We start from the raw sequence: 19,416 nt of genomic DNA, 5'->3' as shown, positions 1-19,416 counted from the left end.
TACCATGAGATTAGTGCCAAGATACACAGATATTGCGGAAAACTTCGCAATAGAAGATTTCCCTGCAAGTGTCGCCTCTCCTCAGTTATTACTGTGGAATGAGAGCTTAGCAAAAGAGTTTAATATTAACGTTGCGGTTGATTTGCGTGCCAGCACTTTTAGCGGTAATGAAAAACAGGCGATTCCTGCGGTAGCACTTGGTTACTCTGGGCACCAATTTGGACATTTTTCACCACGTTTAGGCGATGGGCGAGCGCATTTATTGGGCGCTATTAATGATGATAAAAACCAGTTGTGGGATATTCAATTAAAAGGCTCTGGTGCTACTCCTTACTCAAGAGGGGGGGATGGGCGTTGTGCTCTTGGTCCTGCTATTCGTGAATACGTAATGAGCGAGGCAATGCATGCACTAGGCATTAAAACCACACGCTTCTTAGCGGTTGTTGGTAGTGGCGAAACGGTTTATCGTAATCCGCCACAAGCAGGTGCTATAGTTACTCGTTTAGCAACGAGCCATATTCGTGTTGGCTCGTTTCAATATTTAGCAACGCAAGGCGATGTTGAAGGGCTTAAAAATTTAGCCGATTTAGCTATAGAGCGACACTACCCAGAAATAACGGATACAGGATCGCAGCGCTATTTAGCATTTTTAGGCGCTGTGATTAAAAACCAAGTTAAGCTAGTTGTGAGCTGGATGCGTGTTGGCTTTATTCATGGAGTAATGAATACCGATAATACGCTAGTAAACGGAGAAACCATTGATTACGGCCCGTGTGCCATGATGAATAGCTTCGACTTTGATACCGTATTTAGCTCTATCGACAAACAAGGTCGGTATGCATTTGGTAATCAACCTAATATAGCTAACTGGAACTGCGCACGCTTAGCTGAGAGTTTAATACCACTTATTAGCGATGATGACGAGCAAGCGGTTTCATTAATGACGCCATTTATTAATAGTTTTGCTGAGCAGTTTAATACTGAGTTTACGGCTATGTGGGCACAAAAACTGGGTTTAAATGAATCTAGCGATAGTAGTGGCGAGTTAATAGCAGAGTTGTTAACGCTATTAAAAGATAATCAGCTCGACTACACCAATGCCTTTGATGCGCTTACTGAATCCTTAAAAGGAGAAAAAAGCGTACCTGAGTCGCTAATTGAATGGAGAGCTAAGTGGGTAAGCTTAACTGACGATAATAGTTATGAAGTAATGAGAGCTGCAAATCCTCGTGTTATACCGCGAAATCATGTGATCGAAGAAATAATTGCACAATATAACGCTACAGGATCTAGCGAGTTACTACAGCGCTTTATAAAAATAGCCGGCAATCCATACTCTAACGGTGAAGAATTATCAGAATTTTGCTCTCCACCGACTAATGATAATGACTACCAGACTTTTTGTGGTACTTAATACTTAACTTTAAATATAACCGCATGATTAAAAAGAGTCATTTTTTAATCAAACATGCGCATATACCTAGGGGAATGCTAATTCTGGTGGTATTATGCGCACAATATAAAGCAAGCAATATTTCTTTGCATTTATAAGTGCATTCAATTTAATTGCTCTTACATTCCTTGCTAAGTACTAATTTACAAAAACTACTATATTTATTTTTCAATAAAGTTTTAATTTCGCCTATAGTAAGTGGATGTGTGTTGTGACAAGGCATAGAAAAAAAGTTATAAACTTTATTTTTCGTTAAGTATTGATTAACAAAGGCTCAGTTAGTCTATATAAAACTGATTGAGCTAGTATCGATTAGCTACAATTTAAAATTGTTCAAATGGGAAGAAAACAATGAAATTAAAAACACTTACAATTGCAATCGCGTTGGCTGCAACTAGCGCATCTACATTCGCTGCTGATAAAGAAGAAGGTTTCTACATTGGCGCATTTGGTGACTACTATGACGCATCTTGGAAAAACATGCGTGATCAAGCCGGTCTTGACGTAAACGAATCAACTGGCTGGGGTGTTGAAGCTGGTTACCGTTTCAGTGATTACTGGAGCGCACGTCTTGAATATGCAGACATGGATTTTAATGCTTTTGATAAAGTTGCTGGCAACCGTAACAATATTGATGGCGAGCGTTACGGTATTGATGCTCTTTACCATTTAGACGGCGGTCCTTTCTATGGTCTTTTCGGTATTAAGGAAATTGACGTAGTTGATGACAACACATTCTTAAATGCAGGTGTTGGTTACCAGCATTTCATTACAGATGGCTTATTTGTAAATGCTGAAACAGCTGTATATCAAGGTCTTGACCGTGGTTATACAGATGTTGGCGCTAAAATTGGTATTAACTACTTATTTGGCCAAAACTCTGCACCGGTTGAGCAAGTTAAACCTGCTCCTGAAGTTGTTGAAGTAGCTGTAGCCCCTGCAGACAGCGATAACGATAATATTGCTGATACAGATGATAAGTGTCCTAACACACCTATGACTGATGCTGTAGATGGTACTGGTTGTACTTTATATGAAGATAAAGAAGTAACAGTAAGCTTATTAGTGACTTTCCCTAACAATGCTTCTGCAGTATCTACTCAATACTTAAATGATATTGAAAAAGTATCTGCATTCTTAAAAGAGTACCCAGATACAACAGTACTATTAGAAGGTCACACTTCTGCTGTAGGTAAAGCAACTTACAACAAATGGTTATCTAAAAAACGTGCTGATGCTGTAGCTAAGCAACTTGTTGCTGATGGTATTGCTGAAGATCGTATTACTACAGTTGGTTTAGGTGAAGAGCGTCTTAAAAATGATGCAAACACTAAAGCTGCAAACGCAGAAAACCGTCGTGTAGAAGCGCATATCAAAACTATCAAAAACGTTAAAGTTTTACGTTAATTAAATAGTTTGTAATAAAAACCCAGCCAAGTGCTGGGTTTTTTTATGCCTGTAATAAATTAATACTAGTTAATGGTAATGATTCTTACTTAACAAGTATTCATGAAAATAGTTTTTACCACAACCACTATTCATAGTATTTATAATCGGTATAATCAGTTGCGCAACTGGATGGATTTTCATCTATCCATAAAAGCTTTATAATTACGCGTTAGAATACTATAAGTATTGGGTAACTTATTTGCGCCCAAAGCGCTACCGGATACTTTCACGTCACCAAGAGGGCAATATTGTGCTACAAGAATATCGTAAACACGTAGAAGAACGTGCCGCGTTAGGTATCGTACCAGCGCCATTAGATGCTCAGCAAACTGCTGATCTTATTGAATTAATAAAAAATCCACCTGCAGGTGAAGAAGAATTCATTTTAGATTTGTTCATTCAGCGTATACCAGCTGGTGTTGATGATGCTGCTTATATTAAAGCGGGATTTTTAGCAGCTGTAGCTAAAGGTGAAGCTAATTCTCCACTTGTTTCTAAAGAAAAAGCGGCAGAATTATTAGGTACAATGCTGGGCGGTTACAATATCGCGCCAATGATTGACCTACTTGATGACGAAACACTTGCACCAATCGTAGTTAAAGGCCTTTCAAATACATTACTTATGTTTGATGCGTTCTACGATGTTGAAGAAAAAGCAAAAGCGGGTAACACATTCGCTAAGCAAATTATTGAGTCTTGGGCAAATGCAGAATGGTTTACTAATAAGCCAGCTGTTGCTGAAAAGATCTCAGTTACTGTATTTAAAGTAACTGGCGAGACAAATACTGATGACTTATCACCAGCACCTGATGCATGGTCTCGTCCAGATATCCCACTTCATGCTTTAGCAATGCTAAAAATTGAACGTGATGGAATTACACCAGACAAGCCAGGCGAAGTAGGTCCAATCTCTCAGCTTGAAGAATTAAAAACTAAAGGCTTACCACTTGCATATGTAGGTGATGTTGTTGGTACTGGTTCTTCTCGTAAGTCTGCAACTAACTCCGTACTTTGGTTCATGGGCGATGATATCCCATTCGTACCAAACAAGCGTGTTGGCGGTGTATGTCTAGGTAATAAAATTGCTCCAATCTTCTTCAATACAATGGAAGATTCAGGTGCATTACCAATCGAATTAAATGTTGATGAGCTTAACATGGGTGAGCAAATCGATATTTACCCGTACGAAGGTGTTGTTAAGAGCCACGGTACTGACAAAGTAATCTCAACTTTTGAACTTAAATCTGATGTAATTTTAGATGAAGTTCGTGCTGGTGGTCGTATACCACTTATCATTGGTCGTGGTTTAACTGATAAAGCACGTACATCACTTGGCCTAGGTCCAACTGATGTATTTAAAGTACCAACAGTGACAGAAGTTTCTGAAAAAGGCTTCACACTAGCGCAAAAAATGGTTGGTAAAGCGTGTAACGTTCCAGGTATTCGCCCAGGCCAATACTGTGAACCTAAAATGACAACTGTTGGCTCGCAAGATACAACAGGTCCTATGACACGTGACGAACTTAAAGACTTAGCATGTTTAGGTTTTTCTGCAGATTTAACAATGCAGTCTTTCTGTCATACGTCGGCTTACCCTAAACCAATCGATGTAAACACTCACCATACGCTTCCTGATTTCATCATGAACCGTGGCGGTGTGTCACTTCGCCCAGGTGATGGTGTAATTCACTCATGGTTAAACCGTATGTTATTACCAGATACTGTAGGTACTGGTGGTGATTCACATACACGTTTCCCATTAGGTATTTCATTCCCAGCAGGTTCGGGTGCAGTAGCATTCGCAGCAGCTACAGGTGTTATGCCTCTTGATATGCCTGAGTCAATTTTGGTTCGCTTTAAAGGTGAAATGCAACCAGGTATCACTTTACGTGACCTTGTACATGCAATCCCTTACTTCGGTATTAAAGAAGGTTTATTAACAGTTGAGAAAAAAGGTAAAATTAACGAATTCTCTGGTCGTGTACTAGAAATTGAAGGCGTTGAACACCTAACTGTTGAGCAAGCGTTCGAACTATCAGATGCATCTGCAGAGCGTTCTGCAGCAGGTTGTGCGGTTAAACTTTCTAAAGAGTCTATCGCAGAATACCTAGAATCAAACATTGTTATGCTTAAATGGATGATCTCTGAAGGTTACGGCGATGTACGTACTATTGAGCGTCGTATTACTGCAATGCAAGATTGGTTAGCTAACCCAGAACTAATGGAAGCTGACGCTGATGCAGAGTACAAACATGTACTTGAAATCGATTTAGCAGATATTAAAGAGCCAATCCTTTGTGCTCCAAATGACCCAGATGATGCACGTTTATTATCTGATGTTACTGGCGAGAAAATCGACGAAGTATTCATCGGTTCTTGTATGACTAACATCGGTCACTTCCGCGCAGCAGGTAAGTTACTAGATGGCTTTAAAGGTCGTATCCCAACTCAGCTTTGGGTTGCCCCGCCAACTAAGATGGATAAAGATCAGCTTACAGACGAAGGTTACTACGGTATCTTTGGTCGTGTAGGTGCACGTATCGAAACTCCAGGTTGTTCACTATGTATGGGTAACCAAGCACGCGTTGCAGACAAAGCAACGGTTGTGTCTACCTCTACACGTAACTTCCCTAACCGTTTAGGTAATGGCGCGAACGTATTCTTAGCTTCAGCAGAACTTGCTGCAGTAGCGGCTATTTTAGGTAAACTACCTACTCCAGCTGAGTACCAAGAATACGCAGCGAAGATTAATGCAACGGCTGCAGATACTTACCGTTACTTAAACTTCCACCGTATGCCTGCTTACACTAAAAAAGCAGACAACGTGATTATTCAACAAGCTGTATAACTTTTAGAGTTTGTTTAAAAACCCGCTTCGGCGGGTTTTTTATTGGTTAAAACAAATATTAGATAGTTCATGCTTCTTTTTTTGTATTATTGTATTAACTCTAGTCTTAAATTGCTTTTAAAGTAATTAATCGCGCAAAAATTCCTATCAAAATGCATTAAAATCCTTATCAATATTCTCATTATTTTAGGCGAGATTTTATGACAGCATTAAACAACCAGAATTTATTGCAACTACGTTTTGTTAACCAAGCAAATATTGATTTGGTTAAACCTTCTTTTGATAACCTTCCTGCAAACCTTTATGCAGATGGTGCCTTTCGTAAACGTCGTTATTCAGTAGTAAAAATGCAAAATGGTGAAATAAAGCTACAGCAAGCCAAAGCATTTGTTCAAGATGATTCAATTAATACTTTTCAAGGTAATGTAGAGCGTACTTACGAAAATTTAGAGCAAAGTTTACTTGAGTCAGAGGGCATGAAAAGCATTGTAAATGAGTTTCGCCAACTTACCGGTATTGATGAGCAGCGTAATATTGAAATTCATCAGTTCCGTATGCTTGCCATCGATAGCGATACACCTGCAGCGCCAGAAGGCGTGCATCAAGATGGTTTTGACCATGTATGTATATGCGGTGTTTCTCACGAGAACTTAGAAGGCGGCGAACTGCTTGTGTACGAAAACAAGCAAGCTGAGCCTTGTTTTAAAATGGAAATAAAAGACGGCATGTTTGCATTAATAAACGACCGTCAAGTGTGGCATAACGCAACACCTATGAACAAAATTGATGCTAGCAAACCAGGTTACCTGGATTGTTTTGTATTAACGTCTTAAGGAAGTTAGGCATGAACATAACGCAATTACGTGAGCAGTTTCCAGCATTAATGCAGAACGTTGATGGTAAATCGCCAATATTTTTAGACGGACCAGGTGGCTCGCAGGTACCAACATCGGTGCTTACTGCGATGACAGCTTATTTAGGTCATTATAATTCGAACTTAGGTGGCGCGTTTTTTTCAAGTGATAAAACGGTTGAGTTGATGGCGAATGCGCGCCAAGCCGCCGCTGACTTACTTAATGCACCTAGCTCACAACAAATTGTGTTTGGTCCAAACATGACCAGCCTTACGTTTAGTTTTAGCCGTGCAATTTCACGCGACTGGCAGGCTGGCGATGAAATGATTGTAACCAATGCCGATCACTTCTCGAATGTATCGTCGTGGCAACAAGCTGCAGAAGATAAAGGCGTTAAAGTTAATACGGCTTTAATTAATGAAGCTGATTGCAGCTTAGATATGGTGCAATTTGAAAGCTTATTAAACAGCAACACTAAGCTTGTAGCGGTAACGTATGCGTCAAATACCACAGGTTCAATTAACAATATCAAACGTATTGTAGAGCTTGCTCACGCTGTAGGTGCACTTGTTTATGTTGATGCCGTACACTATGCACCGCATGAACTTGTTGACGTACAAGCACTTGATTGCGACTTTTTAGCGTGCTCTGCGTATAAGTTTTTTGGCCCGCATTTAGGTATGGTTTATGGTAAAAAAGAACATTTAGACGGGTTTACGCCTTACAAGGTTGAGCCAGCTAAAGACGTAGCACCAGGTCGCTGGGAAACCGGCACGCAAAGCTTTGAAGCAATGGCTGGTTTTATCGCAGCTGTTGATTACATTGCGGCGATTAGCGAACTTGACGATAGCCACTCACGTCGCGAAAAGTTAAGCGTTGCTTTTGCTAAAACTAAGCAGCACGAAATGGCGCTTAGCGAACACTTTTTAACGCGCTTAGTTAATTATCCACGTATTAAGTTATTTGGTATTGATGATTTTGATCGCCTTAATGAGCGTACACCTACTTTTGCTTTAATTTTTGAAGGGCTTGAGCCACGCGCCGTTTCGGAATTTCTAGGTAAGCAGCATATTTGCGTGTGGGATGGTAATTTTTACGCGCAAGGGTTGTGCAAGCAATTAGATGTGCTTGATAAAGGCGGCGTAGTGCGCATTGGTTGTATGCACTACAACACCATTGAAGAGCTAGATCAGTTGTTTAATTTATTTGATGAACTGCTCGGTTAAATAATACTGATTTTGGTGCGCTAACTCTTAGGCGCACCATATATTTGTTCTGCACGGTTAAACAGTACCCACGAGGTTAAAATATACTTATCGGTTGATACTGGTTTATTGCCTCTATGAGTATGTGTGAAGTAGCCAGGTGCTATTACCATAGTGCCTTTTTGAGGGGCTATTTTACGGTTTTGATAATAAAACTCTGTTTCACCACCTTCCTCTACATCGTTTAAGTAAAACATAAATAACAACACGCGATGCAAAGCTTCATTGTGCTGTAGCTGCGGATAAACTTCACTGTGCCAGTAAGGGTAGCCACCTTTGTTTACTTCGTATTTTTGCGCTTGAATGTTACCGAGTCTAAAAATTTGCTGAACTAAAACGGGTAATTGCGGTTTACCCACTTCTTCAAAATTCTCTTGGGTTAAATCGACTACTTCGCCTGTTTTTGGATGATAAACCTTTAAGCCAAATGCCCCAATCATCATAAAAATATGCTCTTCAACATACTTAAAAACATGCTGTGCAGTCGTTTGTTGTATATGTTTTAATTGTTGTGCATATTCGGGGTGATTATTTAAGTGTAGGTCGTGGCTGTCTTTTTTCTTTAAGTCGACACCGCCCGATGTTACCCCTTGTCTTACATGCGGGCTTTGCGCGAATGTGGAAATAAATTCATCGCAAAACTCATCGCTTAATGCGTTATCAATAACGCGTATAAAGTCCGTCATGGTTTACCTTTATATAATTATTATTGGATTTTTATGTTTATTGAAAAAGTGATGCCGCGCTTTAGCGAAACAGATGCACTCGGACACATTAACAATACCGTACTCCCTGTATGGTTTGAAGTCGCACGTGGACCTATTTTTAAGTTTTTTACACCGGACTTAAATCCACATGATTGGAAATTGATTATCGCCAAAGTTGAAGTGTCGTTTGTAGGCGAATTATTTTATGGCCACGAAGTGACCGTAAAAACCTCTGTAGAGCATATAGGAACTAGCTCTTTTACACTTAGGCAAGAAGCATGGCAACACGATAAATGCTGCGCAATAGGCAAAGCTGTGATGGTGAGGTACGACTTTATTGCTAAATCAAAGCAAGCGCTTAGCATTGACGAAAAAGCAGCGCTTAACGAGCACATTACTGCTGAGTTATAACTTAGCTAATAAATGACCTTTTAGTGACAAACGCTTGGTTTGTCATATTCTTAGCATAATTGAATGCTAAATTAATCCTCTTAAATACAACTGCTAACACAGTTGTTTTTACTTTTGAATTAAGAGGTTTTTAAGGTCATTTTATGATTATCGAATCATTTTTTGAAAAGTTATATACCGAGCACAACGGTGAACTAAACCGTAGAGTCCGTGATTTTTTTGGGGCAAGCCTTAGCGATCATGAAGATTTAGTGCAAGAAGCATTTAGTAATATGTTATCGCATCAGCATATTGATAAAATAGAGTTTCCGAAAGCTTATCTGCTTCGTTCAGCTATTAACATTGGTTTAAATTATCGTTCTCGCTTTAAAAACACTCAACATTTTTTAGACGATACCCGCGATAATATTGATGAGCCACTATGTACGCAAGGTAGCCCTGAGGATCTATGTAGTATGAATTTGCGAATTGAATATATTTCAGATGCGATGAATACGCTTACAGATAAGCAGCGAGACCTTATTGTACGTAGTCGTATTCATGGTGAAACATATCAACAAATTAAAGTGGCAACAGGGTTTAGCCTAGGTGATATAAGCCGCCAAATGCAAAGTGCTATTGAGCAATTGCATAGCTACATAAGTGCCAAAAATGCGTGACTAAGTTCCCTAGTCACGCTAATCCTCTCCTTGTACGCGTTATTATATAGAGCCATAGGTTATCTTCGTTTTATTGCGGTTATTTAATGGGAAGAACCATTGAAGGCTGCCTCCCTTGACCATTAATTTTAAGTTGGGTTGGCGAAAATTCAAGAGTGCTAAATGCAGTTGTATCGGTATCAAGCATCGCATGAAAAGTTACAAAGTGAATGCCGTCTTTTTTTGCGTAATTACCTACATGGTTATGACCATTAAACCATGCTTTAACGGTTGAATACTGGCTAATAAGGGTTAGCACTTCTTGCGCGTTCCATAGGTTATGGTTGTTTTCAGGAAAGATAGGGAAGTGACTCAGTAGTACAACAGGTTGCTCTTTTACTTGCGCTACTTTTAGTTTTTCTTCTAACCACTTAAGTTGTTTTATACCAATTGCGCCATTCCAATCTTCGTGCCCTTTATATTGAGAGTTAAACAAGGTCATATTTTGTTGATGTTTTTTACTATTTTTAGGCCATGCGTAAGTGCTCACATCGTTGCCATCTAATGCGATAAAGAGCCAGTTGTTTATTTCAAAACTGTAATAGCGAGATGGCATGTTTAAAGTGTTAGGTATGCGCATTTTAAACTTATCATCTACCGAGAATTCATGGTTTCCTAAAACATGATAAAGGGGAGTATTAAGCGACGATGATATTGTATTTAACGGCGTAAAACTTTTAAATTCACGGTCGATAAAGTCGCCTAAATGCAATACACCCGATAAAGGCAGAGCATTAAATTGCTCAACTGCCGAACTCAATTTTTGAGGGCAAGATGTATAGTGTCGAGTACCTTTATTGGCTTGTTCTGCATATTGGCAATCGGCAATAACACCTAAAGTAAATGAGTCATTTTCAGCAATTGATGGGCAGCAAACTAAAAGCAGTAATAAATTAATGAGAAATGAAACAGTGTATTTTTTCATAACTTTTTTCCTTAAAATCACTGGCTGCAAAAGCAGCCAGTTAAGAGGTGAGAGCTAAAATTTATATGACATACCTAACGCAAAATTACGACCACTTTGTGAGTAAGATTGAGTTCTGTGATCAAGGAATTGGCGAATTGCTTCATCCGTTAAATTTGTTGCTTCAAAGGTTATTTTTACTTGCTCGGTAATATTCATGAACGATTTAAAATCAACAAACGTTGTTTCATCGTATCCTGCAACAATGTTTTGCTCTGAGCCTTCCCCTGTAATATATTCATCACGATAAGAGCTCGATACACGCATGCCCCAATGCGGCGTTTCATAGTAAAGGGTAAAATTGTGAGACAGCTCAGATAAGCCAGGAGGAGTAACGCTTATGCGTTCACCTTCGTTAAATAAAATAGTTTCGCCATCAGCAATGGTTACATTACCGAGCATACCGAAGTAATTAAAAGGCTCTGGTAAAAAATCAAAGTCCATTTGAAACGCAACTTCTAAACCAGTGACATCTGTAGAATCACCATTTATCGGTTGTGAAACGGTAAACTCAGATTGCGGATTTACGCGAGGGTCAAAATCTAAAAACTCTAGAGGGTAACCCGTTTGCTCATAAGGTAGAGTCACTGATTGCTGGACAATAAATGACTCCATATCTTTATGAAACACTGCAATAGCTAAGCTTGACGAATCACCATAAAACTCAAATGATGTTTCGAATGAATCAGCAACAAAGCGCTCTAAGTTAGGGTTACCAGCACTAATAAATTGATCTGCAACACCCACTTGTCCTGCGGCCTTTAATTGATTTAAATTAGGTCGAGAAATATTGCGATTTGCACCAAAGCGTACTAACCAATTATCAGAAATATCAGCAACAACATTTAAGCTTGGTAGTAAATCGGAATAGGTTTTACTAAATTCAATTTGTTCAAAACCTGTTCCAGTATTAACTTCCCCGCTCGATGTTTGTTCAGTTTCGTACCAACGTAAACCTAAGTTACCTCTAATTGGGAAGTTACTTATTTCGGTGTTCCATACATACTGTGCATAAACCCCAATAGTATCTTCTTCAATTTGATATACAGTACCAGGGCGATTATGAGAGGCGTCTAACTCGCGAGAAATTAAACCTGTTGCAACAACACGCTCAAAAGTAGCTTGGTTATCTGCAATAACATAGTCATGTAAAATTGGAATACTAGTTAGTTGAAAAACAGCTTCAGGTGAATTTGGGTCATTTTCCCAATCAACACGGTCTCTGCGTTCAAAACCATCTGATTGATAGTTTTTAGACTGAAGACCAAACTTAAATGAGTGCACATCATTAAGTTCGTAATTAAAATCAACTTGATACGTGTTGTATTCATTGCTTATTTCATCTTCGCGGACATCAGTTCGCATTAATGCCCACTGGTCGATGTCGGTAATATCGAAGTCGTAAGTATTTTGACCAAATTTAGCATTGCGCCAATCAACAGAAAACGCATGATCGACAGATTCACTAAAAACTTTATCGTTTATAGGCTGCTCAAAAGTAGATTTTGATAAACCAAACATGGTTGTCATGTATAGTTTATCGGTTAGTTCAAAATTACCACTGAGTGATATTTGGTGAAAATCAGTTTCGCCAAAACTCACTTTTGACTCGGTACGTAAATCAAGACCTTCAAATGAGGCGTATACTAAATCGTCACCTTCAATGGCTGCATCAACGAGTAATTGATTTGCCGTCACATCGCCAGTAAATGCGTTTGTGCCCGCTGTTGATAATTGATTTTCAATGCGATCGTTAGATAGCTTCCCGTATAAAATATCTAAATCAAAAGACATTGCATCAGAAGGTTGCCACTGAAATGCAGCGGTAATACCGGTACGTTTACGTGTATTAGCCCAAGATGCAATGTTATTAGCGCGAGATACAAACACTCGGTCATTGCCCGTGGCGTTAACTAAGCGGTTTTTGATATCGCCATCAACTGAATCTGCAACATTATCATCACCAAAGCTCGCTTGTTTCCAAGACCACACATGATAGCCTTCTTCAATTGTATCTACTTCAGAATAAGCAACCGATACGAGCGCACCAAAATTCCCCCAAGTATTTGATAACAAACCAGCAAAGCGAGGGTCTGAATGCTCTGTTCTATCATTATAAATACCTTTTACACTTACAGCTCCTTGTAGCCCTTCTTCAGAATTATCAAAAGGTTTTGCAGTATGTAAATCAACAGTACCGGCAATACCCCCTTCATCTAATGATGCATCATACGATTTATACACATCTACGCGATTAAATAGTTCTGAGGCAAAAATACTGAAATCAAAATCTCGAGAGCGGGATGCACCGCCACGTTGGTCAATACCTGAATCGCTTGTAAAAAGTGCTTCCATGCCATTTAAGCGTGTGCGTGTAAAATTAGGACCCAAGCCACGTAGCGATATTTGACGACCTTCACCTGAGTCACGCGAAATAGATACACCCGGTACTCGCTGTAATGACTCTGCTAAGTTAGCATCAGGGAATTCGCCAATGTCTTCAGCGAGTATGCTGTCTTGCGAGCCAATGGCATTTTTTTTGAGTTCTTTACTACGGGCTAGGTTAGAGCGGTAGCCTGTTACCGTGATCGCTTCCATTTCTTGCTGAACTTTATCACTTTGAGCTGCATGTATAGGGCTGCTTGCTAATACAAATGTGCCAGATACAGCGCCAACTAATATGCTCAGTTTATTAAGTTTAAATGGGATCATAATTCCTTTCTTCTCTCAGTTAATGTTTATAAATACTAAAAACAAAGTGCACACGCAGCGATTAAGCTGGATTAAATGGTGCAGACATCAACTAAACAAACTAGGACTGATAATTTTCCAAATAAAAGAGAGGTTTAATAAAAACTTAACATATGCCAATTAATTGAGTTGCTTAAGTCTACAATTGCATTGAACTTTTTATTTGATGGTTAATTAGGTGGGGCTTAGGGGGTAAAAACGATAAATATTCAATCTACTCGCCTCGTGTAAATAAATAATGGCAGCTGTAAATTTTTGTCGAGAAATTTTAACGTATTTAGATTGAGTTGCAGGCTTCAATTATATACTATTTATATTATATATTGTTGCGCCGTTATAACACAAAATGTTAATTCGGTAATTTGATTGGAGTATGCGTGTGACATCTATTGCCAGTAACCAGCCTTTACAAGTTATTCAGCTCAGTGATGGTAAGAATTTAGCAGCTGAAATTTTGCCGTTTGGCGCAATAATAAAAAGCATTAAATTTAAAAAACAAGAAATGACGCTTAGCGTCGATGATCCTCAATACTATCTTGAAAACCCATTTTACTTAGGCGCTACAGTAGGTCGATACGCTAATCGTATTGCAAAGGGGCGTTTTAACTTATCTGGTACGCAGTATCAACTAGAGGCAAATAACGGTCCTAATAGCCTACATGGCGGTGTTAAAGGTTTTAATAAAGTACTTTGGCAAGTAACTAAACAAACTGAAAGTGAAGTTGAGCTTTATTATTGCTCGCCCGACGGCGAACAAGGTTTCCCCGGTGAGTTGCAGGTTTGGCAAACTATTAGCGCTAAAAACGGCGAGCTTACTCTGCACTTTAAAGCGATAACCAATAAAGAAACGCTCGTTAACTTTACTAACCATTGCTACTTTAATCTTGATAGTAGTGAATCAATTAATGAGCATCTTGTTCAAATTAATACCAGTCACTACCTTCCTATTGATACAACTAGTATTCCACTTAATGAAGCCGCTTTAGTTTTCGGTACCTGCTTTGACTTTACTAAGCCAGCTCAAGTTGGTGAGGCCTTAAGCGCCGTTCATCCTCAGCTAGAAGCTGGAAATGGCTTTGATCACTGCTATATTTTTAATGATGACAGCAGTTTAAAGACGATGGCTACATTAACTTCGCCACACACGAACGTTAGTTTAACCCTTAAAAGTACGCAGCCAGGCATGCAGCTTTATACCGCAAACTTTGTTGGTTCGCCTTTTAAAGCACGGCAAGCCTTGTGTTTTGAAGCGCAAAATTGGCCAGATGCGCCAAATCGTGAAAATTTTCCAAAGGCTAATTTATTGCCAGCAGAGAAATACGAACAGGTTATTATTTACGCTTTTTCTGAGTGAATACAGCTCTTTAATGTTAATTAAAAGAAAATCAAAAGAAAATATACGGTAATTAAATGCTATCCATAATTAAGGAAAAGGTTGCACTTTTTGCCGGTTTAAAGTATTTATAATATAAATAGTATTTGAAACTATACGCACTACCACAACGACACAACGACTACACACAATCAGGAGTTTTTAAAAAATGATAATTAACAATAAGTTATCGTTCAACAAGAAAACCGCGCTCAGTATTGCTATCACTGGTATATTGGCAAGCGGAAGCGTTGCAGCTCAAGGCGCTGAAGGCAATACGCCTACAGTAGTAAATGAAGATGTTGAAGTTATCGCAGTAACGGGTATCCGCAGCAGCTTACGTTCATCAATGTTAGATAAAAAAGCATCTAATGTTGTTACAGACGGGATTAAAGCAGAAGATCTTGGTAAATTTCCTGATTTAAACGTAGCAGAGTCTCTGCAACGTATTACAGGTGTAGCAATTGACCGCAGTGGTGGTGAAGGCCAAGCGGTAACTATTCGTGGTTTTGGTCCACAATTTAATACTGTACTTGTTAATGGTCGTCAAATTGCGACAGACAGTGCAGGTCGTGAATTTAATTTTGATGTATTAGCGGCAGATCAAATCACCGGTGCTGATATTTATAAAAGTAATACAGCAACGCTTCAAGAAGGCGGCATTGGTGGTACGGTTAACGTAACTACAGCACGTCCTTTTGATTTTGGTGGTTTACATATTTTAGGTTCAGTTAAAGGTATGTACGAAAGCCTTTCTGAAGAAGTATCTCCATCAACATCATTCTTAATAAGTAATACGTTTAACGATGACAAGCTAGGTGTGCTTTTTGCCATCACTAATCAACAACGTAAACTTCAAAACAACCAAATTTTAACGGCTGGTTGGCGCGGTGGCCAAACAATCTCTAACCCAACTGATGGTGTATTGTTTGAAAATGCCTACATTCCACGTAACTGGGACCAAGTAGTTGATGAGCAAGACCGTGAACGAACAAACGCAAGTTTAGTACTTCAATATGCACCATCTGACGATGTTACGATTACGGTTGATGGCATGATTTCAAAATTTGAAGTTGATTCGTCAGTGCGTGATTTAGCATCTTGGTTCGAACCAGACCGTGTAGGCAGCGCAACAATTCATGCTGAAACGGGTACGCTTTTAACTTTCTCTCAAGAAGTTGGTTTAGGTGCACCAAGTGGCGACCCTGCAAGCGACTTTGTATCACATACACGTAACTCACGTGACGTAACCAACAAAGCATTTGGTATTAATGTTGACTGGCAAGTAAACGAGTCACTAAAAGCAAAATTTGATGTATCTCGCTCAACAGCTGAAAACGACCGTGCAGGTAATGATCGTTTTAACGTAGTGGGTATTATTAACAGCTATAGCTTTGACGGTACAGGCAGCATCCCTACCGTACAGCATGATGGCTTTGAAAATGGTTCATTGCCAGATCCAAGCCTAGCGCGTCTTCACTACAACGAAATTGGTAACCAATTTACTGATGAAGATGAAATCACTGAAGTAAAAGCCGATTTTGAATACGTGCCAGATAAAGGCCCAGTAGAGCGTATTAACTTTGGTGCTTATCGCCAAGAGCGTGAAAAATCAAGCTTCCAAGTATTTGGTAGCCAATGTCAATTTTGTGGTTACGGTACACAAGCACCGCTTGATGAAATTGATTTTGAAGCATATACAGCGAGTAATTACTTCCCTGGTTTGATCGATACATTTTATAGCTACGACGGCGATAAAATGCTTGATTACTTAGCCGATCAAGGTTTCCCAGTAGAGCCAACGCTACAAAATAACCGTTACACAATTAACGAAGACATCACTAGCTTATACATGGACTTTACGCTTGGTTTTGATTTAGCTGATATGCCAGTAACCGTTAATATGGGTGCTCGTTACTCAGAAACCGATATTGAAGTTGCTGCAATACAAAGCTTTATTAGCGATGTTATACCAACTTCAGATGCGACATTGTTTGCTAACGTATTTGGCCCTGCGACTAATATTGAACAAGGTACTAGCTACTCAAACTTACTACCGTCTTTCAACGTTAAGCTTGAGCTACAAGATAATATGATTTTACGTTTTGCCGCGTACGATAGTATTACTCGTCCAACTATGTCTCAGTTATCTCCTGCGACAAACTTTAACGAGCCACGTCGTCAAAACTTAACGGCAAGTGGTGGTAATCCAGCACTTAAACCATTCCAATCAGAAAACTGGGATATCTCTTACGAGTGGTACTACAACGATGCTAACTTATTTAGCTTTGCAGTATTTAGTAAAGAAGTTGACGACTTTATTGTTACGTTAACGGGTGCAGAAACATACGAAATGTCTGACCGTTCAGGTCCTGATTTTGCGTGTACTACATGTACAGACCAAACAGATGACGAACTTATTGGTAGCTCAGAAGTTTACACTGTAAGCCGTCCTCAAAATGGTGAGTCTGCAACTGTAACCGGCTTCGAAGTGGGTGTTACTCACATGTTTGAAAATGGCTTTGGTTTTATTGCCAATGCGACTGTTGTGAATAGCGACATTAGTGTAGGTGATGATACAACTCAAACATTTGCACTAGAAGGTTTGGGCGATTCACAAAACTTAGTATTGTTTTATGAGCAAGACAACTGGCAAGCACGTGTTGCATTTAACAACCGTGAAGGCTTTTTACGCTTAGTTGATAACGGCTTCAATGGTGAACCAGTGAACGTAGAAACGTACGGCCAGTGGGATATTAGTGCAAGCTACGATATTAACGAAAACTTCACTATTTTTGCAGAAGGCATCAATATCACTGAGGAAGAGTTAGTACAAACAGGTCGTTTTGCTAACCAAATTTATTCAGTGGAAGATAATGGCTCACGTTACGCGTTTGGTATTCGCGGATCGTTTTAATTAATGTTTGAGGCGAACTTCTCGCCTCTTGTTTCATTGCAGCACATTAGTGCTAATACCAATTAGGTTAATTTAACAGTAATGTATATTAGTTAACCTAATTGTCTAAAATGAAGCCACATTAAATCCAAATGCCCTACCGGGCATTTGTTGTATAAAACGTTATCAAAGATACTCAAAGAGTAGTCCATTATGAATAAAGCAATAAAAACAATCGCAGTAATTGGTGGCGGCACAGCAGGATGGTTGAGCGCTGCAATTATAGCTTCGTATCACCAAGGTAAAAATGGTGATGGCTTAAAAGTGATGTTGGTTGAATCGTCAGATATTCCAACAATTGGTGTAGGTGAAGGTACCTGGCCCACTATGAAAAACACACTTCAGCAAATAGGTTTGCGTGAAGTTGATGTATTTAAAGCCTGTAACGCTACCTTTAAGCAAGGTGGTAAATTTGTAAATTGGACGTACGGCAACAACGACTTTTACTACCATCCATTTACTGTACCGCTAGGCTACGGCCGCATAGATTTAGCCCCTTATTTAGATAATGTTGAAGATTTTGCACAGCAAACTAATTTTCAACATGATATTTGCGAAGCAAGCTTAGCCCCAAGAGGTATAGCGCAAGGTGAATATCAAGGTAACTGTAATTACGCTTATCACTTAGATGCCGGCGCTTTTGCAGAAATGCTTAAACAGCATTGTAAAAGTAAGCTTGGCGTAGAGCATATTATTGATACTGTTGATCAGGTAAAACTTGATGACGATGGTGCAATAAATGAGCTTACTCTAAAAGATCAAACCCGCATTATAAGCGCCGATTTATTTATAGACTGTACTGGTTTTTCATCATTGTTATTAGGCCAAGCGCTCAACGTACCGTTTAAAAAAATGGACCACGTGCTATTTAACGACAGCGCACTGGCGATGCAAGTCCCTTACGATGAAAACGATGACTCCTTAGCCAGCCATACCATAGCAACAGCGCAAAACGCTGGATGGATTTGGGATATAGGTTTAACGCATCGCCGTGGTGTAGGGCATGTATATTCAAGCAAATTTTTATCAGACGATGAAGCAGAGCAAAACTTACGAAACTATTTAGGCGATGCAGCAAACGGTTTAACTGCCCGTAAAATTAGCTTTGAGTCGGGCTATCGTGAGAAGTTTTGGCATAAAAACTGTGTTGCAGTGGGTATGTCAGCAGGGTTTGTAGAGCCGCTTGAAGCAACCGCTATTATGCTTGTTGAAATTTCAGCACGCTTTGTAGCAGAGCATATGCCAGCAGATACACAAGTAATGCCTATTGTAGCTAAACGCTTTAACGAGCAAATGGACTACCGCTGGCAGCGCATTATCGACTTTTTAAAGCTCCATTACATGCTAACCAAGCGTCCAGAACCTTACTGGCAAGCGCATGTACATCCGGACACTATTCCACAAACCCTGCAAGAAGATTTACTGCTTTGGGGAAGCCGTGGCCCGCTTATTCAAGATTTTCATGGCGCATTAGAGTTATTCCCAGCCGCCAGCTACCAGTACGTTTTATATGGTATGGGCTTCAAACCAGACTTTACTAAACAGGCTTATTTGTATTCACAAGACGCGCAAGCCAAACAAATAATTGAACGTAACAGCCAGCTTACACAGCAGATGTTGCAAACTTTGCCGCCACACCGCGCTTATATTGAGCAGTGGTTAGCGGCTAACCTAGTTTAAGGATGTGT

The 19,416-nt window shown here is 39.5% G+C and carries 13 protein-coding genes; 10 read left to right on the top strand and 3 right to left on the bottom strand.

Annotation, left to right across the window (positions count from 1 at the left end; all coding sequences use genetic code 11):
• Positions 1-4: 4 nt before the first annotated feature.
• The 5 genes from QT16_RS12860 (at position 5) to QT16_RS12840 (ending at position 7,830) form a co-directional block, all read left to right on the top strand.
• A complete protein-coding gene (locus tag QT16_RS12860) occupies positions 5-1,414 on the top strand; it encodes a protein adenylyltransferase SelO (RefSeq protein WP_039488621.1) in 1,410 nt (469 codons plus the stop codon).
• 390 nt (positions 1,415-1,804) lie between these two features.
• Positions 1,805-2,860 (top strand): OmpA family protein, encoded by a 1,056-nt coding sequence (locus tag QT16_RS12855; protein ID WP_039488619.1) that lies wholly within the window; start codon positions 1,805-1,807, stop codon positions 2,858-2,860.
• Positions 2,861-3,152: 292 nt separating this feature from the next.
• Complete coding sequence (gene acnB / locus QT16_RS12850) at positions 3,153-5,750, top strand: bifunctional aconitate hydratase 2/2-methylisocitrate dehydratase (protein WP_039488618.1); 2,598 nt, start codon at positions 3,153-3,155, stop codon at positions 5,748-5,750.
• A 200-nt stretch (positions 5,751-5,950) separates the two neighbouring features.
• Entirely contained in the window at positions 5,951-6,583 is a 633-nt protein-coding gene (locus QT16_RS12845; RefSeq protein ID WP_039488617.1) for a 2OG-Fe dioxygenase family protein, read from the top strand.
• An 11-nt stretch (positions 6,584-6,594) separates the two neighbouring features.
• Entirely contained in the window at positions 6,595-7,830 is a 1,236-nt protein-coding gene (locus QT16_RS12840; RefSeq protein WP_039488615.1) for a cysteine desulfurase-like protein, read from the top strand.
• Between the two features lie 20 nt (positions 7,831-7,850).
• Here the strand turns inward: QT16_RS12840 and QT16_RS12835 are convergent, their stop codons facing one another.
• Complete coding sequence (locus tag QT16_RS12835; protein WP_039488614.1) at positions 7,851-8,555, bottom strand: 2OG-Fe(II) oxygenase; 705 nt, start codon at positions 8,553-8,555, stop codon at positions 7,851-7,853.
• Positions 8,556-8,588: 33 nt separating this feature from the next.
• On the opposite strand from QT16_RS12835, the gene QT16_RS12830 reads away from it, so the two are divergent.
• Together QT16_RS12830 and QT16_RS12825 are read left to right on the top strand one after the other, a co-directional pair.
• Positions 8,589-8,987 (top strand): acyl-CoA thioesterase, encoded by a 399-nt coding sequence (locus QT16_RS12830; protein WP_039488613.1) that lies wholly within the window; start codon positions 8,589-8,591, stop codon positions 8,985-8,987.
• 143 nt (positions 8,988-9,130) lie between these two features.
• A complete protein-coding gene (locus QT16_RS12825; protein ID WP_039488612.1) occupies positions 9,131-9,646 on the top strand; it encodes an RNA polymerase sigma factor in 516 nt (171 codons plus the stop codon).
• Between the two features lie 79 nt (positions 9,647-9,725).
• Here the strand turns inward: QT16_RS12825 and QT16_RS12820 are convergent, their stop codons facing one another.
• Together QT16_RS12820 and QT16_RS12815 are read right to left on the bottom strand one after the other, a co-directional pair.
• A complete protein-coding gene (locus QT16_RS12820; RefSeq protein WP_039488610.1) occupies positions 9,726-10,610 on the bottom strand; it encodes a metallophosphoesterase in 885 nt (294 codons plus the stop codon).
• Between the two features lie 54 nt (positions 10,611-10,664).
• A complete protein-coding gene (locus QT16_RS12815; RefSeq protein WP_039488609.1) occupies positions 10,665-13,361 on the bottom strand; it encodes a TonB-dependent receptor in 2,697 nt (898 codons plus the stop codon).
• A 418-nt stretch (positions 13,362-13,779) separates the two neighbouring features.
• On the opposite strand from QT16_RS12815, the gene QT16_RS12810 reads away from it, so the two are divergent.
• The 3 genes from QT16_RS12810 to QT16_RS12800 all read left to right on the top strand — a co-directional run bounded on the left by QT16_RS12810 (position 13,780) and on the right by QT16_RS12800 (position 19,408).
• Complete coding sequence (locus tag QT16_RS12810) at positions 13,780-14,754, top strand: aldose epimerase family protein (RefSeq protein ID WP_039488731.1); 975 nt, start codon at positions 13,780-13,782, stop codon at positions 14,752-14,754.
• Positions 14,755-14,941: 187 nt separating this feature from the next.
• Positions 14,942-17,689, top strand: a complete 2,748-nt coding sequence (locus tag QT16_RS12805) for a TonB-dependent receptor (protein WP_039488608.1) — start codon at positions 14,942-14,944, stop codon at positions 17,687-17,689.
• 192 nt (positions 17,690-17,881) lie between these two features.
• On the top strand, positions 17,882-19,408 hold the full coding sequence (locus tag QT16_RS12800; RefSeq protein ID WP_039488607.1) for a tryptophan halogenase family protein: 1,527 nt from the start codon (positions 17,882-17,884) through the stop codon (positions 19,406-19,408).
• Positions 19,409-19,416: the final 8 nt, after the last annotated feature.

It is taken from the genome of Pseudoalteromonas distincta (genome assembly GCF_000814675.1).
Taxonomy (GTDB): Bacteria; Pseudomonadota; Gammaproteobacteria; order Enterobacterales; family Alteromonadaceae; genus Pseudoalteromonas; species Pseudoalteromonas distincta.
The sequence above is the reverse complement of the archived record's forward strand: the minus strand, read 5'-3'. Positions and strand labels throughout refer to the sequence as shown.

Excerpts from the sequence above, each read along its gene's own strand:
- QT16_RS12860 (WP_039488621.1), top strand. The coding sequence starts at position 5 with ATGAGATTAGTGCCAAGATACACAGATATTGCGGAAAACTTCGCAATA.
- QT16_RS12855 (WP_039488619.1), top strand. The coding sequence starts at position 1,805 with ATGAAATTAAAAACACTTACAATTGCAATCGCGTTGGCTGCAACTAGC.
- QT16_RS12845 (WP_039488617.1), top strand. The coding sequence starts at position 5,951 with ATGACAGCATTAAACAACCAGAATTTATTGCAACTACGTTTTGTTAAC.
- QT16_RS12840 (WP_039488615.1), top strand. The coding sequence starts at position 6,595 with ATGAACATAACGCAATTACGTGAGCAGTTTCCAGCATTAATGCAGAAC.
- QT16_RS12835 (WP_039488614.1), bottom strand. The coding sequence starts at position 8,555 with ATGACGGACTTTATACGCGTTATTGATAACGCATTAAGCGATGAGTTT.
- QT16_RS12830 (WP_039488613.1), top strand. The coding sequence starts at position 8,589 with ATGTTTATTGAAAAAGTGATGCCGCGCTTTAGCGAAACAGATGCACTC.
- QT16_RS12825 (WP_039488612.1), top strand. The coding sequence starts at position 9,131 with ATGATTATCGAATCATTTTTTGAAAAGTTATATACCGAGCACAACGGT.
- QT16_RS12820 (WP_039488610.1), bottom strand. The coding sequence starts at position 10,610 with ATGAAAAAATACACTGTTTCATTTCTCATTAATTTATTACTGCTTTTA.
- QT16_RS12815 (WP_039488609.1), bottom strand. The coding sequence starts at position 13,361 with ATGATCCCATTTAAACTTAATAAACTGAGCATATTAGTTGGCGCTGTA.
- QT16_RS12805 (WP_039488608.1), top strand. The coding sequence starts at position 14,942 with ATGATAATTAACAATAAGTTATCGTTCAACAAGAAAACCGCGCTCAGT.
- QT16_RS12800 (WP_039488607.1), top strand. The coding sequence starts at position 17,882 with ATGAATAAAGCAATAAAAACAATCGCAGTAATTGGTGGCGGCACAGCA.